General features: G+C 68.9%; 15 protein-coding genes and 2 pseudogenes. 7 read left to right on the top strand and 10 right to left on the bottom strand.

What is annotated here, in order from left to right; translation table 11 throughout:
• Positions 1-7 precede the first annotated feature (7 nt).
• The 3 genes and pseudogenes from SAOR_RS12420 to SAOR_RS17335 all read left to right on the top strand — a co-directional run bounded on the left by SAOR_RS12420 (position 8) and on the right by SAOR_RS17335 (position 2,727).
• Positions 8-1,060 carry an isopenicillin N synthase family dioxygenase gene (locus SAOR_RS12420; protein ID WP_123631712.1) on the top strand — a complete coding sequence of 351 codons (1,053 nt, stop codon included), beginning with the start codon at positions 8-10 and terminating at the stop codon, positions 1,058-1,060.
• Positions 1,061-1,283: 223 nt separating this feature from the next.
• Positions 1,284-1,973, top strand: a complete 690-nt coding sequence (locus SAOR_RS12415) for a hypothetical protein (RefSeq protein ID WP_123631711.1) — start codon at positions 1,284-1,286, stop codon at positions 1,971-1,973.
• An 88-nt stretch (positions 1,974-2,061) separates the two neighbouring features.
• Positions 2,062-2,727, top strand: a pseudogene (locus tag SAOR_RS17335) (NADPH-dependent FMN reductase).
• A 45-nt stretch (positions 2,728-2,772) separates the two neighbouring features.
• On the opposite strand, the pseudogene SAOR_RS17135 reads toward SAOR_RS17335, so the two are convergent.
• Positions 2,773-3,642, bottom strand: a pseudogene (locus tag SAOR_RS17135) (glycine betaine ABC transporter substrate-binding protein).
• On the opposite strand from SAOR_RS17135, the gene SAOR_RS12395 reads away from it, so the two are divergent.
• The 3 genes from SAOR_RS12395 to SAOR_RS12385 all read left to right on the top strand — a co-directional run bounded on the left by SAOR_RS12395 (position 3,641) and on the right by SAOR_RS12385 (position 5,113).
• A complete protein-coding gene (locus SAOR_RS12395) occupies positions 3,641-3,913 on the top strand; it encodes a hypothetical protein (protein WP_123631708.1) in 273 nt (90 codons plus the stop codon). The pseudogene SAOR_RS17135 and the gene SAOR_RS12395 sit on opposite strands and share 2 nt — an antisense overlap.
• Before the next feature lie 205 nt (positions 3,914-4,118).
• Positions 4,119-4,901, top strand: coding sequence for a DUF3750 domain-containing protein (locus SAOR_RS12390; protein ID WP_245965471.1), 783 nt, complete (start codon positions 4,119-4,121; stop codon positions 4,899-4,901).
• A complete protein-coding gene (locus SAOR_RS12385) occupies positions 4,898-5,113 on the top strand; it encodes a TIGR02450 family Trp-rich protein (protein ID WP_123631707.1) in 216 nt (71 codons plus the stop codon). Before SAOR_RS12390 ends, SAOR_RS12385 begins: the two co-directional genes overlap by 4 nt.
• A gap of 119 nt (positions 5,114-5,232) precedes the next feature.
• On the opposite strand, the gene SAOR_RS12380 is transcribed toward SAOR_RS12385, so the two are convergent.
• The 8 genes from SAOR_RS12380 to SAOR_RS12345 form a co-directional block, all read right to left on the bottom strand.
• Positions 5,233-5,448, bottom strand: a complete 216-nt coding sequence (locus SAOR_RS12380) for a hypothetical protein (protein ID WP_123631706.1) — start codon at positions 5,446-5,448, stop codon at positions 5,233-5,235.
• Between the two features lie 87 nt (positions 5,449-5,535).
• Complete coding sequence (locus tag SAOR_RS12375; protein WP_123631705.1) at positions 5,536-6,840, bottom strand: MSMEG_0569 family flavin-dependent oxidoreductase; 1,305 nt, start codon at positions 6,838-6,840, stop codon at positions 5,536-5,538.
• Complete coding sequence (locus SAOR_RS12370) at positions 6,837-7,124, bottom strand: MSMEG_0570 family nitrogen starvation response protein (RefSeq protein WP_123631704.1); 288 nt, start codon at positions 7,122-7,124, stop codon at positions 6,837-6,839. The genes SAOR_RS12375 and SAOR_RS12370 overlap by 4 nt, the downstream gene beginning before the upstream one ends.
• Positions 7,117-8,154, bottom strand: coding sequence for a sll0787 family AIR synthase-like protein (locus tag SAOR_RS12365; protein WP_123631703.1), 1,038 nt, complete (start codon positions 8,152-8,154; stop codon positions 7,117-7,119). Before SAOR_RS12365 ends, SAOR_RS12370 begins: the two co-directional genes overlap by 8 nt.
• Positions 8,151-8,705, bottom strand: a complete 555-nt coding sequence (locus SAOR_RS12360; RefSeq protein ID WP_123631702.1) for an MSMEG_0567/Sll0786 family nitrogen starvation N-acetyltransferase — start codon at positions 8,703-8,705, stop codon at positions 8,151-8,153. Before SAOR_RS12360 ends, SAOR_RS12365 begins: the two co-directional genes overlap by 4 nt.
• Positions 8,705-9,793 (bottom strand): MSMEG_0568 family radical SAM protein, encoded by a 1,089-nt coding sequence (locus SAOR_RS12355; protein WP_123631701.1) that lies wholly within the window; start codon positions 9,791-9,793, stop codon positions 8,705-8,707. Before SAOR_RS12355 ends, SAOR_RS12360 begins: the two co-directional genes overlap by 1 nt.
• The gene (locus SAOR_RS12350; RefSeq protein ID WP_123631700.1) at positions 9,732-10,787 is read right to left on the bottom strand and encodes a Nit6803 family nitrilase; all 1,056 of its coding nucleotides are present in this window, start codon (positions 10,785-10,787) and stop codon (positions 9,732-9,734) included. The genes SAOR_RS12355 and SAOR_RS12350 overlap by 62 nt, the downstream gene beginning before the upstream one ends.
• Positions 10,788-10,871: 84 nt before the next feature.
• Entirely contained in the window at positions 10,872-11,354 is a 483-nt protein-coding gene (locus tag SAOR_RS12345) for an MSMEG_0572/Sll0783 family nitrogen starvation response protein (RefSeq protein ID WP_123631699.1), read from the bottom strand.
• Between the two features lie 273 nt (positions 11,355-11,627).
• Here SAOR_RS12345 and SAOR_RS12340 point away from each other — a divergent pair, with 273 nt between their 5' ends.
• Positions 11,628-13,049, top strand: coding sequence for an aminotransferase-like domain-containing protein (locus SAOR_RS12340; protein WP_123631698.1), 1,422 nt, complete (start codon positions 11,628-11,630; stop codon positions 13,047-13,049).
• A 24-nt stretch (positions 13,050-13,073) separates the two neighbouring features.
• Here SAOR_RS12340 and SAOR_RS12335 read toward each other — a convergent pair whose 3' ends face one another.
• Positions 13,074-14,819, bottom strand: a complete 1,746-nt coding sequence (locus tag SAOR_RS12335; protein WP_123631697.1) for a bifunctional protein-serine/threonine kinase/phosphatase — start codon at positions 14,817-14,819, stop codon at positions 13,074-13,076.
• Positions 14,820-14,886 lie beyond the last annotated feature (67 nt).

The following is a 14,886-nucleotide window of genomic DNA, read 5'->3' as shown; positions in this document are numbered from 1 at the left end:
GGCCGACATGACCTCACGCCAGCCCACCGATTTCCAGTCTATCCCGGCCATCGATATCGGCCCGCTGTTCGCGGCCGACGAGACCGCGCGCCGGGCCGTGGCCGAGGAACTCGCCACCGCCGCACGCGATGTCGGCTTTTTCTACGTGGTCAATCACGGCATCAGCGAAGCGCGCCAGAACGCGCTGTTCGAACAGACCCAGCGCTTCTTCGATCTGCCCTACGACGACAAGATGCGCTACTACATCGGTAAGTCCGACAACCACCGCGGCTACGTACCCGCCGGCGAGGAAGCTCCTGACCCGACCAAGGCCGATGCCAAGGAAGCCTTCGATCTATCCTTCGAGCTACCCGCCGACCATCCGGAAGTTGTGGCCGGCACGCCCATGCTGGGGGCCAACGTCTGGCCCGATCTCGACGGCTTCGCCGACGACGTCTATGCCTATTACCAGGATGTCTTCGATGTCGGGCGCGCGCTGATGCGCGGTTTCGAGCACGCCCTGGGCCTCGAATACGACGCGCTGCTGGGCCACGTCACCGAGCCGCCGAGTCAGCTGCGCCTGATCCACTATCCGTTCGACCCGAACGCGACCGACGCCCAAGGCATTGGTGCGCACACCGACTACGAATGCTTCACCCTGCTGCGCCCGACCGCGCCCGGCCTGGAAGTGATGAACGGCGCCGGCGAATGGGTCGACGTGCCCTACCGCGACGACGCGCTGGTGGTGAACATCGGCGACATGCTCGAGATCTGGACCAACGGCGCGTTCGTGGCCACCTCGCATCGGGTACGCAAGGTCGCCGAAGAGCGCTACAGCTTCCCGCTGTTCTTCGCCGCCGACTATCACACCGAGGTCGCGCCCCTGCCGGAGCTGATCGCCGAAGGCGACACCCCGCGCTACGAACCGCTCGCGGCGGGCGATCATCTGTGGGCACAGACCATCCAGACCTTCAACTATCTCAAGAAACGTCTGGCCGCCGGTGAGATCGCCCTACCCGACGGCGCGCGCGGCGCGGGTAGTCTGGGCCAGCACGCGCGCCACAAGGACGAGGCCGGATAGTGCGGCGGGTCACGAATACGCGGCCGGCTTTCTGCGTTGTCCTGTGCCGTGCGACGTTGCCGCACACGAGAATCTGCCGGCGTGCGCGCTCTGGACCGACTGCGCGAAGCCGGCGCCTGCGGCCAAGTCGCACCACGATCCGAAGGGCAGGCGCGCAGCGACGTTCCCGCGGGTCGCGGCCGCCGGCCGGATCGGCACATCCAGCCGGCGAGCGGCCGCCGACATGAGCCATGTCCCGACGCGCTACCACGGCCTGTGGCGGCGCACGCTCTACGCCGAACCCGCCGAGGGCGAACCCGGTTTCGTCGACCGCGACACACAGGTATTCTGGCTGCAGGCCGGCGACTGGCACGCCGACCTGCGCGTGCCCGCCGACCGGCCCGACTTCACCGGCGTCGCCACGCTCGCCGACTGCGACCGGGATCAGCTCGCCTGGATCGCCCGCCAGACCGCCTTCGCGGGCCTCACCCGCGTGGAAGGCCGTTTCTGTACCTGGCACCGGCTCGTCGACCTCGCGCCCACGCTCGACAAGGACATCGGCGAGATGCGCTTCGTCGATGAGAACACGCTCGAGGAATGCCACCCCCGCGGGCTCTATCGCGAGCTGTGGCAACGTGTGACCCTGGCTCATACGGCCGCGCCGCGGGCGCATTTCGACGAGACCGGGCTGCCGCGCTGGCTACAGTACGGCGATCATGCCATGGCCATCACGCCCCGCGTCGCACTGGATAGCGCGCACGAACTGCTCGCCGGCGCCGAGACCTTGTCGAAGACATCGCTCCACGCTCGGGCGGCCGTGGAGGTCAGCCTCGCGTATCGCACGCCGGCCGGTTGGCACGTGCGGCTGTCGACCTGGCCGTGGCGCGAAGGCCAATCCACTCGCGACCCGTCGCGGGCATCACCCGGCGTCTGAACGATACCCACGTAATCGCACCGTCGCGACCGGTCACAGTTACACCCGGCAGTATCCGTTCGAGCGCCGGGCCCGTTCGGATACGATCATGAAATATCTCGTCTTTCTTGGCAGCGCTCGCGACAGCACGCTGCCGAAACCGGCGCGCCTTGGTCTGCGCGTGGCCCGCGCCTGCGGCCGCCATATCGAGGCCCGCGGCGACGGCCACGAGATCGAACGGATCGATCCGCTGGATTTCGATTTCAGCCCCGCTTCAAGCCGCATTTCGCCTACGGCCGACGTGACGTGCCCGCCTCCTTCCAGTCCCTGACCGAACGCATCGACGCAGCGGATAGCTACGTGTTGGTGAGCGCGGGATACAACCACCGCATGAGTCCGGCGCTGGCCCAACCGCTCAATCACGTCGGCAGCTCGCTGTTTCCTACAAGCCGAGCGCGATCGTCACCTACTCGGCCGGCCAGTGGGGCGGGACCCGCGCGGCGATGGCCATGCAACGTTTCTATCGGAACACGGCTGCCTGCCGGTCTCAGCAATGATCCCGATTCCGGCGGCGCCTGAGGTCCGGGACGAGCAAGGCGCGCCGCAGCGCCACGCGAACGCCGAGAACTGGCGCGACTACATGGGGCGCACCTTCGCACAGCCGTCGTGGTGGGCCGGAGCCGCGGCCCGCCATCGTGACGCGGTCGATCCACAATCGCGCATCAAGCCGTTCGGACGACCTCCGTCGCAGCGCAACGCGCCCGGCGAGCACTGAGCGCATCCCTACGGCTGGGCCGGCTCACCGTGCCGGTGCCGAAGACTATTGCCCCACCCACTCGGCGATCACCTCCGGATGCTCGTCGATGAAGGTCTGGGCCGCCGCCTCGTAGGACGTCTCTTCCGCATCCACCAGCGCCGCGTTGATCTGGTCGAGGCTGTAGTGCATTCGCCGGATCAGCGCGTGCACCTCGGGCGCGCTCTCGGCCAGCGGCTTGCTGGCGATGGCGTCCACGTGCTCGCGCCCGCCGAGGACGCCGTCGGGATCCTCGAGATAGCGCAGGTCGAAGCGTTCCTATTTCCAGTGCGGGCTCCAAGCGGTGACGACGATCCATTCCTCGTCGTCGATCGCGCGCTTGAGTGCGGCCGTCATCGCCGCGCTGCTGGCGGTGATCAGGCGGTAGTCGTCCAGGCCATAGTCGTCGATGACCTCTTCCGAGACCTGCATGAGGCCGGCACCGGCCGAAATGCCCTGAATGGTGCCGCCGAGTCTTTCCCGTACGTCGGCCTTGCCCATGTCGGCGATCGTGCCCAGTTCGTCTTCGGGCACGTAGGCCGGCACCGCCCAGCCCAGGCGCGCGCCGTCGAACAGCTCGCCGAGGTTGTCGACCTCGTCGCCGACGCGCTCCATGTAGGCCGCATGCGTGCGCGGCAGCCACGCCACGAGAAACAGCGAGCGCTCGTCCTTGGCGACGCCGAGGAACGCCGGGCCGACCGCCACGTTCTTGAACTCCACCGGAATGCCGTACTCCGACTCGATCACCTTCTTGGCCACGTGGCTCATCACCTGGCCTTCGGCATACTCGTCGACATAGATACGGATCGGCTCCGAGTCATCGGCCAACGCCGGGCCGAACGCCACACCCGCCACCGCGTACACCACGGCGGCGATACAGACACAGGCTCTCTTCATGGCGTCGGCCATTGCCGGAATTTCGAAACGGATGGGTCGAGTCTTCGGGATATGGCGGCGACGCGCAAGGCGTGAACACCGCACGGGGAGCGCGCATAAGGCGCTCGCCGACGTGCTTCGAGCCGGCAGCGCGCGCGGCGACGGCAAGGCCGACGTTGAGGCCGGTCGTTTCGGCAACGGTTTCCGGTCGGCCACCACGCCGAGCCTGAGGGCATGCACGATCGACCGCTACGCCCGGGTACGGCGCGAAACCGGCATTCGCCTACGATGACAACGGCGCATGAGAACCTACGCGCAGGCGCGATGTCTGGCGCCGCGCCTCGGCCACGACAGCGAGACCACATCGTGCCGCCCGTCCCGACGCCGCGCGCGGTTCTACGGCAGAATGCAGCCATGCCGACTCCGCTTCCGCGACCGCGCAACGAGAACCGACGGCCCGCCCGCGTTCCGTTCGCCGCCCCGCGAGCGCCGCACCCGTGACGGCCGTCCGGCGCGGGTTTTTCGGCCTGTTGGCGATCGCGGCGCTCGCTCTCTCCGGCCCGGTCGCGATGCTGGCCGACGAGGACGTCACGCTGGGCGGCGCCTGGTACGACACCGACCGCTCGTCAGCAGGCCTGGCACCCGCTCCCGCGCACACGCCCGAAGCCGTGGTCCAAGTCTATGCCGCCCGCACCTTCAGCTGGCGCGGTCTGTTCGCCGTGCACACCTGGGTCGCGACCAAGCCGGCGGGCGCCACCACCTACACCGCGCACCACGTGACCGCATGGAGCCATCCCGCGTTGTCGTCGCGGGAAGGCGCCCCGGATCGGCGCTGGGCGGGCGCGCTGCCGCGCCTGCTGCTCGATCTGCGCGGCGGCGTAGCCGAACGCGCGATCGACCATATCAACAAGGCCATGCCCGAATACCCGTTCAGCGAGTACCGGATCTGGCCCGGCCCGAACAGCAACACCTTCACCGCCTGGCTCGTGCGCAAGGTGCCCGAACTCAACGTCGAACTGCCCGCCACCGCCATCGGCAAGGACTATCTCGACGACACCCTGATCGCCCCCGCACCGAGCGCCAGCGGCTACCAGCTCTCGCTTCACGGTGCGCTCGGCGTGCTGGCCGCCTGGGACGAAGGCATCGAAATCAACCTGTTCGGTCTCGTCTGGGGCATCGATCCGGCCGATCTCGCGATCAAGTGGCCGGGCGTCGGCCGGCTCGGCTTCGATACGCCATGGCCGACGCAACGTGGATTGAATAGCGTAGGCACGCCATGAATGCCATCAACCCGAACAAGCTGGCGCATAGCAAATGGACCGCCGTCCGGCCGGAGCATAAGGAAAAGCACTTCATCGTCACCGGACTGCAGCGCGACGAGCAAGACAACGTCGTCACAGTGGTACTGCAAGCCGTGTTGACCGGCCGAGAGTTCACGCTGGCCTGGCGTGAGCTCAAGGATCAGACGGTCTGGCGAATGGGATGGAAATAGCATGGTGCGCAGGCATCGCTTCCATGACACGAGTGCGATTACGCCCTTCCGACGTGCGAATGCTGCGGCTGTCGTCTCGCACAAAGCTGCACCCGCCGAGCCGATCGTCGCGTTGCCGCTCAGAGGGAGCGCGGTTTTTTTACACAGCCATCGCCCCTCGCGCCGACCGAAGCCTCGAGCTTCTCGGGATGGCAGCCCGAATCCGCTGCACTGGGCTTACGCATGACCGGCGGCAAAATCGCATTGGTGTGCACGAACAGCATCGAGCGTAGACCGTCGATATGCAGGCGCTCGTAGGGCCGCAGCCATGGCACCGGCGGAGTGCCGTCGAGCATGGTTCCAGCCGCTCGATCGCGGTCTTGACGCCGGCGAGCTGTCGGTCGCGCAGAGCGCCCGAGTGGCGACTTTTCCAAGGTTAGTCGCTAAGACACGGCGCGCTGGGGTGCGGCGGCCCGTTCGGCGATTCGCTCGACCAGATGTTCGGCATCCGCGCCGACCGCCGCGAAACGACCCGATCCCCAGGTGTTGAGCCAGGGCAGGCCGAGGAAATAGGCGCCGTCGACGCCGGTTACGCCACGCCGGTGTACGGGTTCGCCGGCGCCGTCGAACAGGGGCAGTTCGACCCAGCGGAAATCGCTGGCGAAGCCGGTGGCCCAGATCACGCTGGTGATACCGGCAGCGACGAGGTCGAGCTGCGCCGGCTCGCTCGGCGGCTGCCAGACGGGCACGAACGGCTCGGCGGGCGGCGCGTCGATGCCCTGGGCCGCGATATAGGCATCGATACTGTCGCGTATCTTGCAGTAGGTGGCATCCGCCGCGTCGAGATTGGCGGCGAGGTTGGGCTCGAAAGCGAGCGTGCCGTCGGCCTCGACGGTGGCGACACGGCCGTAGAGCTGCATTCCTTCGAGCGCAAAACGGCGCAGGTCGATCTCGCGGCCGCCGTCGCGCCCGGTCATGTAATGGTTGGCCTTGTGGCGCAGTTTCCCGGCCGGCTCGGGGTGTTCGTCGACGGTGACGTCGTAGGTGCCCATGCGTTCGAGCCAGTCCACCGAATCGCGTCCGCGGTAGGCACGCGGCGCCCGCGGCGCGCTGCCCACGGACAGGTGCACGCGGCGCCCGGCCAGATGCAGATCCTCCGCGATCTGGCAGCCGGACTGGCCGGTGCCGACGACCAGCACGCCGCCCGCGGGCAGTGATTGCGGATTGCGATAGTCCACGGAATGCCACTGCTGCACGGCCGCCGGCAGGCGCTCGGCGAGGCGCGGCACGCGCGGTACGTGGTAGCCGTTGACGGCGAGCACGACCTGGTCGGCGGTGGCCGTGCCGTCGGTCGTTTCGACGATGAAACCCGGCTCGGCGTCTTCGCCCTCGTCCTCGCACTGGCCCACGCGGGTCACGGTCACGCCCTCGCGCAGCGGCGGATCGACGAAATCCCGATAGCGCTCCAGATAGGCCACGATCTCGTCGCGCGGCATGAAGCCGTGCGGATCGTCGCCGTCGTAGGGGAACCCCGGCAGCCGACACTGCCAGTTGGGCGTCACGAGACAGAACGTATCCCAGCGCAGGTGGCGCCAGGCATGGCCGACGCGGTTCTTCTCGATGACGACATGCTCGATGCCATGGCGCTGCAGCCAGTAGCTGGCCGACAACCCGGCCTGGCCGCCGCCGATGACGACGACCGGCCAGTGGCGCTCGATCGCGGGACCGCGACGTTGTGGCGCGCTCATCGTTCGAAGCCCTCGACGAGCACGCGCGCGGCGGCATCGCCGGAGAACGCCATCGCTCGGCGTTCGATGGCGATGAGTTGTTCGGCCGAGGCGCTGCAGGCATAGCCATACTTTGCGCGCACGCGCTCGCCGGCGTGGGTGAGCGCGTCGCGGCTGCGGCGCATGAATTCGGGCACCGGATAGGCCGCGCCGGCCTCGAAGAACTCGGTGGTTGTGCTCGAGGGCGAATAGCAGCGGCTGCGACTGTCGTCCGGCCAGCGGACGTTGAACCAGGTTTCAGGCATGGCAACAGGTTCCGGCATCGGTGGCCACGCCCGCCCGGCTGGGCGTGCAGGCCATGAAGGGATGGGTTTCGAAATTCCAGAGTTCGCGCTCGGCCGCGCCTTCGCGCAGGTACAGGCGCTGGCTGGCGTCGCAGTGGCCGATCGCCGCGCAGCCGATGTCGCGCGCCTGAAAACGAGCGACCACGGCATCGACATGGGCCGGCGCCACCGCGAGCACGAAGCCGAAGCTGGGAAAGGTGTCGCACAGCCACCGCTCGGGCGCGATCGCCGGCGGGCACGGCACGGCGTCGATATCGATCACCGCGCCGACGCGCGAGCACTCGGCGAGCATCATCGCGGTGCCGACGACGCCGGCCATGCTGATGTCCTTGGCGGCGTGGCACAGCCCGGCTTCGGCCAGGGCCGGCAGCAGCTCCAGATCGCCGCGCAGGCGCGCGCCGGGCGTCGCGCTGCTGGCGTCCCAGTGCGAGAACGGTTCGCGGTAGCGCCCACGCAGATCGATGGCAGCGACCAGCACGTCGCCCGGGCGGGCGTCGAAACTGGTCAGCAGCCGCTTGGCACGGCCGACGATGGCCACCGATAGCTGTTCGTGGCCGCTGTGGGCATTGCTGTGGCCGCCTACCACGGGCACGTCGTAGGCACGGGCGGCCGCCGCCAGACCTTCGACGATCGGGCGCGCGCGCTCGGTGTCGCGGCTCCAGACCGCATCGACCACGGCGGTCGGGCGCCCACCCATGGCCGCGATATCGCTGATATTGACCATGACGCCACAGTAGCCGGCGAACCAGGGCATGCGCTGCACGAAGGCGTTGACGAAGCCCTCGATCGCGAACAGCAGATAGCCGTCGCCGTCGGGGCCGTGCTGAGGGATGGCGGCACAGTCGTCGCCGATGCGGATGGGGGCGGCGTCCTGCGCATGGTCGGGCAGCAGCGTATTCATGACCGCGGCGATATCGGTCTTGCCCGCGATGCCGCCGGCCGCGCGGGCCCGTGCGGCGACGATATCCAGCCGTTGCGTCGCGGCACTCATGCCGCGCGCCGCCGCGGCGCGACCACGGCGCATTCGTGATCCGCGCAGGGCGGATAATGGGCGAGGTCGGCCTCCATCAGCCCGTGGGGCGCGCCGCAGACCGTGGCCATATCCAGCAGCCGCCAGTGCAGGCTCTCGAAGAAACTGATATTGGCCTGCTGGACCGTCGCCAGAAAACGCGTCGCACCGCGCGCATGAGCGCTGCCCACCGCTACGCGGATCAGCTCGCGGCCGAGGCCGGCAGTGCGCCGGTAGCCGCGCGCGACCGCCAGACGCGAACCGCGCCACAGGCCGTTCTCGTGGGCATGGATACGCACGGTACCGACCACGCGTTCGGCCATGCCGGCGTTCCAGGAAAGCGCGACGATCGGCAACGCGCCGGCATCGTGGCCGTCGCGGTCGTCGTGCGCGAACAGACCCTGCTCGGCGCAGAACACCTGGCGGCGCAGCGCGTGCGCGGCGCGCACCTCCCAGGCGCGGTCGGCGCGCTTGATGCTGTAACCGCCCGGCACGAAAGGCACGATCTTGTAGTCGTCGCCGTCTAGCAGCATCACGCGCTCGCGCTTTCGTAGGCCGACAACGACGAACAGGCACCGCAGCGCCCGCAGCCGGCCTTGATGTCCGACGACTTCATGCCGGCGTCGACGAGCATGCGCCCGATCGGCGCCAGCAGCGATTCCATGAACGCCGCGCTCGGCGCTTCGTGGTTTTCCAGCGGCGTGCCGGTGATCGGCACGAACGGCACCACGAACGGATAGACCCCGCGCGCGATCAGCTCCTCGCTCATCGCGAGGATGGCCGCGCGCGTATCGCCCAACCCGGCCAGGATGTACGTCGACACCTGACCGCGCCCGAACACGGCCACGGCCTGTTCGAAGGCCTCGAGATAGGCATCGGGCGTGACTTCGGCCTTGCCGGGCATGATGCGCGCCCGCACCTCGGGCGTGACCGCTTCCAGATGCATGCCGAGCGAATCCACGCCCGCCGCCTTCAGGCGCGCAAACCAGACCGGGTCGTCCGGCGGCTCGCACTGGGCCTGAATCGGCAGATCCACCGCGCTGCGCACGGCAAACGCGGATTCGCACAGGATCGCCGCGCCGCGATCGGTGAAGTTCGGCGTGCCGGTGGTCATCACCATGTGCTTGACGCCGTCCAGTTCGACCGCGGCCCGGGCCACTTCGGCCAGCTGTGCCGGCGTCTTGCGGTTGATGGTGCGGCCATCGGCCAGCGACTGGCCGATGGCGCAGAACTGACAGGAGGTCGCACGCCGGCCGTAGCGCACGCAGGTCTGGAACACCGTGGTGGCGAGCACGTCGGTGCTGTGCAGCTGGGCGATCTGCCAGTAGGGGACGCCGTCGGCGGTACTGCGCGCATAGAAGCGCGGCTGCGGGGCGAACTGGATCGTGGTGACCGGCTCACCGTTGCGGGTGAGGCGGCCCTCGCCGTCGGTCTCGAAGGGCGAGCGCTTCGAGTGGCCGGTATGCACCGGCACCATCACGGTCGCGCCGTCGATGGTCACGGCCTTGTGGTCGGAAGGCCCCGCGCCGCCGCGCCGGCTCGGCGCGCCCTGGGACGGGTCAGCCAGGCGCAGACCCAGCGACTGCATTTCGGTGCGGAGCTTGCGGCTCGGGTTCGCCATGGTCGACTTCCTCGGATTCGAGAGCGGATGGGTACGGGGTGCGCGCCTCGTCTTGCGGCACGCCGTGCGCGGCGTGATGCGCGCGCCGGTCGATGTGCAACGACAACAGTTCCGGGCGGGCGTAGTGGCCGACCGAATCCATCATTCGCTTGCGCTTGGTGATCAGCGACAGGTCGATTTCGGCGACCAGCCGGCCCGGCCCATCGCGCAGCGGCTCGACGACGTGCGAGCCGTCGGGCGCGATGATCGCCGTGTAGCAGCCGCCGCGCAGGCCTTTCTGCAGTGCCTCGTCGGGGGTGACGCTCCCGATCTGGTCGGCGTCCAGCCAGGACGTGGCGTTGACCACGAAGCAGCCGGATTCCAGCGCGTGGTGACGCAGGGTGACCTCCTGCTGCTCGGCGAAGATCGGGCCCACCAGCGAGCCGGGAAACTGGCTGCAGTGGATCTGTTCGTGATCGGCCATAAGCGCGTAGCGGGCCAGCGGGTTGTAGTGCTCCCAGCAGGCCAGCGCACCGATCCGCCCGGCCGCGGTATCCACCGCGTGCAGGCCGGCGCCGTCGCCCTGCCCCCAGACCATGCGCTCGTGATAGGTCGGCGTGATCTTGCGGCGCTTGAGCGTGATGGTGCCGTCGGCATCGAACACGAGCTGGCAGTTGTAGAGCGTGCCGTGGTCGCGCTCGTTCACGCCCAGCACCACCACGATCGCGTGCTCGCGCGCCGCTGCCGCCACCGCCTCGGTGACCGGGCCCGGCACCGCGGGCGCGTGCTCGTAGAGCGCGCGGTGCCTGTCGCCCATGGTCATGGGCGGCAGCACGAACGACCAGTACGGGTAGTACGGCACCGCGGTCTCGGGAAAAACCACCAGCCGCGCGCCGTCGGCCGCGGCGGCCGCGATCTCTGCAAGCACGCGCTCGACGGTGCCGTGGGCGTCGTCGAGGACGGGCTGCAGCTGTACCGCCGCCACCCGCAGGCGGTTGTGGGTAGGCAATGTCATGGCAAGAGGCTCATCGGTGGCGCGTCGAGATGCGCGCGGCCCCGGCCCGCGATCGTCGGGGCCGGGGCGTGGCGACGCACGGGTCTACATGGTCCAGGTGGAGACGACATAGGCGTTGTCGCGCCGCGCGATGAGCTGGATATCGAGCACGTCCAGCGGGCTGATCGGCTGGATACCCTCGACCAGCGCCGGCTCGCCGTGGCCGTAGAGCGCCTGCAGGGCGAAGCGGCAGGCGTAGACCTTGCCGCCCTCGTCCATGAACGCCTTGAGCTGGTTCTCGTAGTTCTGGTGGCCGGGAAAGGCTTCGTCACCAATGGTCGGAAAGCCGCGCTGCACGCCCAGCGTCACGCCCGGGCCATAGAGCAGGATGCTGGTCTCGAAGCCCTTGCGCAGCAGACGCTTGGCCTGAAGCATGTTCACCAGCCCGATCGACCCCTCGAAGGCCACCGTATGGAAGGTCACGAGCGCCTTCTCGCCCGGTTCGGCCTGGACGTCCTCGAAGACCTTGTCCTCGTAGTCGACGAAATAATCGCCCTTCTGCGTTTTCGGCGTGGTCACTTCTGGCATCGCATCTCTCCCGTGCGTGGCTTGAACGGCTGGCCGCCGGCGGCGACATGCGCACCGACTGCGCCAGGGTGTTGCAACGCCCGTGCCAAATGATCGCTTTAATGGTGCGATCATTTGCCGATCATTCGGCGAAAAGTCGGCGAAAAGTGTGCTAGCGTCTACCATGCGGGCTTTGCCGATCGAGCGTCGGGCCGCCGCCCGCGTCTCGATCGGCCTGCACCACGCGCACCGAAACGGGGACACGGCGCGCGATCGCACGATTCGAGGGCATCCATGGGCAACGACCTGAGCCGCTGGGCGGCCGCACTCGCCGACAGCGACCGGCCGACCTACCATGCGATCGCCGATGCGATCGCTGACGATATCCAGGCCGGGCGGCTACGGGCCCAGCAAAAGCTGCCGCCGCTGCGGGCGCTGGCCACAGCGCTGGGCATCAACTTCAGCACCGCTGCGCGCAGCTATGCCGAAGCCGCCGAGCGCGGGCTGATCGACGGCCGGCCCGGCAGCGGCAGCTATGTACGCGGCGAGGTGCGCTCCGACCCCGTCCATCGGGCGAGCGCGGTCGGGCCGATCGACATGAGCATGAACATGCCGCCCGAGCCGCGCGATCCGGCGCTCGTCGCCCGTCTGCGCGAAGGGTTCGCCCGGCTCGGCCAGCAGGGCGATCTCTACGATCTGCTGCGCTATCAGGAATTCGGCGGCTCGCGCGCCGACCGCGAGGCCGGCGCGGCGTGGATGGCCCGCCGCCTGCCGGGCGCCGATCCTGCCAATATCCTCGTGTGTCCGGGCGCCCACGCGGCCCTGCTGGGGCTGATGGCTGCCCTGCTGCGCGCCGGCGATACGCTGGCCTGCGAGGCGGTGACCTACCCCGGTATCAAGGGCATCGCCGCCCATCTGGGCATCCGCCCGGTCGGCCTGCCCGCCGATCGCGACGGCCTGGACCCGGACGCCTTCGCGGCCCTGTGCGCGGCGCATCCGCCGAAAGCGCTGTACGTGAACCCGACCTTCAACAACCCGACCACGGCCACGCTGCCGGCCGAGCGCCGGGCGGCGATCGCCGATATCGCCCTGCGCTACGGCGTACCCATCATCGAGGACGACCCCTACGGCTGCCTGCCGCGGCAGCGCCTGGCGCCGATCGCTACCCTCGCGCCGCAGCTGACCTTCTATGTGGCCGGGCTGTCGAAGGTGCTGGGCGCGGGGCTGCGTATCGGTTATCTGGTCACCCCCAACGTGCGCTACACGGCACGGCTGTCGTCGACGCTGGCCACGCTCTCGGTGATGGCCAACCCGGCGATGATCCAGCTCGCCACCCGCTGGATCGAGGACGGTACGCTACGCGCGGCCACCCGCGCGATTCGCGCCGAGTCGATCGCGCGCCAGCGCCTGGCCGCGCGCGTGCTCGACGGCATCGCCTACCACAGCCAGCCCGAGGCCTTTCACCTGTGGCTGCCGGTGCCCGCGCCGTGGAACCGCATCGAGCTGGCCACGCGCCTGCAGGGCCACGGTATCGCGGCGGTGGTCTCGGATGCGTTCGCGATGCGGGCGCCGGCGCCCGAGGCCGTGCGTATCTGTCTCGGCGGCGCGGCCAGCCGCGAGGACTGCCACCGGCACCTGGAGATCATCCACGACGCCATCGAACATCTGCCGGCGATGGCCGCCGGCGGCACCGGGGAGCCGTTCGTGGATTTCTGACATCCGTGACGAGAGCGTCTTCGCTCAGACGCCCCCACCGATTCGCACGATATAGGCGAACAGCCCGATCACCGTCAGGCCGAGCACGGCGGACAGCCCTTTCCAGAAGCGGTTCGGGTCGCGCTCGATCAGCGGCAGGGCGTGATCGGCCATGAAGGCCTTGCGCGGGTGGTGCAGATCGTAGACGAACTCGGCGACTTCGGCGTAGCGCCGGTCCGGGTTCGGATGCAGCGCCTTCTTCAGCGCGCCGTCCACCCAGAGCGGCACATCGGCGTTGTAGGCGATCGCGCTGCTGTATTTCAGGCGATGCTGCGCGGCCGCACTGCGAGCGCGGGGAACCCGCGTGCCGTAGGGCAGCCGGCCCGTGAGCATCTGGTAGGTGATCGCCGCGAGCGAGAAGAGATCCGAGCGCACCGTGCCGCGCTCGCCCAGAAAGTACTCGGGTGCGGCGTACTGCTCGGTGCCCAGGATCTCGTCGGCCCCCAGCCGCCCGGCGCTCTCGCTGATGCCCGCGACCTCGACCGCGCCGAAGTCGATGATCTTCACCGTGCCGGTGGCATCGATGAGGATGTTATCCGGGCGCAGGTCCTGATGAATCATCTCCTGGCGGTGAAAGGCCAGCACGCCCTTGCCGATCTGGGTGACGAGTTCCCGCACGGCCGCCATCTCCGGACGCGGATGGTCGATCATCCACTGGGTCAGCGTCGTGCCTTCGATGTATTCCATGGCGACGTAGACGTGCGCCTGCCGGTGGCGGCGGCCGGCCGGCTTGAGCACATGGGGACTGTCGAGACGCCGCGCGATCCATTCCTCCAGCAGAAACCGCTCGAGCAGGACCGGATCGTCACGCAGATCACTGCCCGGGGTCTTGAGGGCGACCGGGCGGTCGGTCTCCATCTCACGGGCGAGATGAATGCGGCTGCGTGACGAGACATGGAGCTGGCGCACGATCTCGTAGCCCTCGAAGCTGTCGCGCGCCTCGAGCTCCGGGGGATGGGGCAGCCGGGTCAGCCGCTCGGCGATATCCTCGGGATCGCTGTGCGGCACCGCCTCGACGCGCACGACCTGCGCGATCAGGTTGTCCTCGCTGCCGGCCTCGAATGCCCGGGCCGCAAGCTGCTTCGCGGCGGCGTCGGGATCCTCGCCGTGCGCCGCCACGATCTCGGCGATGCGCGCGTCGTCGACATGCTCGTGGACGCCGTCGGTGAGCAGCACGAAGACATCGCCGGTCGCGATAGAGTGCCCGCGATAATCGATGTCGATGCGCTCGCCCACACCCAGCGCCCGGGCGAGATAGCTCTGACCGCCGCCGATGGCCACCCGGTGGTCCTCGGTGAGCTGCTCCAGACGCCCGTCGCGCAATCGATAGATACGCGCATCGCCGACGTGGAACACATGGGCGGTCGCGGCCTTCAACACGAGCGCGCTGAAGGTGCAGACATAGCCGCGGTCGGCATCCTCACGATACGGGCTCTGGCGTGTCTGGGCGTGCAGCCAGGCGTTGGTCGCGGTGATCACGCGCTCGGCCGAGCGGCGGACCGACCAGGCCTCGGACGTGCAGTAATAGTCGTCGAGAAAGCCGGCGACCGCGGTTTCGCTGGCGACGTGGCTGACCTCGCTGCTGCCGATGCCGTCGGCGAGGGCGATGGCGATCCCCTTGGAGGCCAGCGCCGGCCCCTCCGGCGTGCAGAGGCCGTGAAAATCCTGGTTCATCGCCTTGCGACCGGCGCTGGAGTACTGGCCGGCCGCTATGCGCAGCTGTTCGGACATGACGGTGTCCCGGTCGGTCACGCGAAAACGGGGCGCGGCGACGGGCGCCGGCCCCGTAGGCTCATGC

The sequence above is a fragment of the Salinisphaera orenii subsp. orenii MK-B5 genome (assembly GCF_003788635.1).
Classification (GTDB): Bacteria; Pseudomonadota; Gammaproteobacteria; order Nevskiales; family Salinisphaeraceae; genus Salinisphaera; species Salinisphaera orenii.
The sequence above is the reverse complement of the archived record's forward strand: the minus strand, read 5'-3'. Positions and strand labels throughout refer to the sequence as shown.

What these genes read in the sequence shown, in the direction of transcription:
- SAOR_RS12380 (WP_123631706.1), bottom strand. Translation starts at nt 5,448, where the DNA reads ATGCTCGACGGCACTCCGCCGGTGCCATGGCTGCGGCCCTACGAGCGC.
- SAOR_RS12350 (WP_123631700.1), bottom strand. Translation starts at nt 10,787, where the DNA reads ATGACATTGCCTACCCACAACCGCCTGCGGGTGGCGGCGGTACAGCTG.
- SAOR_RS12415 (WP_123631711.1), top strand. Translation starts at nt 1,284, where the DNA reads ATGAGCCATGTCCCGACGCGCTACCACGGCCTGTGGCGGCGCACGCTC.
- SAOR_RS12375 (WP_123631705.1), bottom strand. Translation starts at nt 6,840, where the DNA reads ATGAGCGCGCCACAACGTCGCGGTCCCGCGATCGAGCGCCACTGGCCG.
- SAOR_RS12340 (WP_123631698.1), top strand. Translation starts at nt 11,628, where the DNA reads ATGGGCAACGACCTGAGCCGCTGGGCGGCCGCACTCGCCGACAGCGAC.
- SAOR_RS12420 (WP_123631712.1), top strand. Translation starts at nt 8, where the DNA reads ATGACCTCACGCCAGCCCACCGATTTCCAGTCTATCCCGGCCATCGAT.
- SAOR_RS12385 (WP_123631707.1), top strand. Translation starts at nt 4,898, where the DNA reads ATGAATGCCATCAACCCGAACAAGCTGGCGCATAGCAAATGGACCGCC.
- SAOR_RS12345 (WP_123631699.1), bottom strand. Translation starts at nt 11,354, where the DNA reads ATGCCAGAAGTGACCACGCCGAAAACGCAGAAGGGCGATTATTTCGTC.
- SAOR_RS12370 (WP_123631704.1), bottom strand. Translation starts at nt 7,124, where the DNA reads ATGCCTGAAACCTGGTTCAACGTCCGCTGGCCGGACGACAGTCGCAGC.
- SAOR_RS12335 (WP_123631697.1), bottom strand. Translation starts at nt 14,819, where the DNA reads ATGTCCGAACAGCTGCGCATAGCGGCCGGCCAGTACTCCAGCGCCGGT.
- SAOR_RS12355 (WP_123631701.1), bottom strand. Translation starts at nt 9,793, where the DNA reads ATGGCGAACCCGAGCCGCAAGCTCCGCACCGAAATGCAGTCGCTGGGT.
- SAOR_RS12360 (WP_123631702.1), bottom strand. Translation starts at nt 8,705, where the DNA reads ATGCTGCTAGACGGCGACGACTACAAGATCGTGCCTTTCGTGCCGGGC.
- SAOR_RS12365 (WP_123631703.1), bottom strand. Translation starts at nt 8,154, where the DNA reads ATGAGTGCCGCGACGCAACGGCTGGATATCGTCGCCGCACGGGCCCGC.
- SAOR_RS12395 (WP_123631708.1), top strand. Translation starts at nt 3,641, where the DNA reads ATGGCGTCGGCCATTGCCGGAATTTCGAAACGGATGGGTCGAGTCTTC.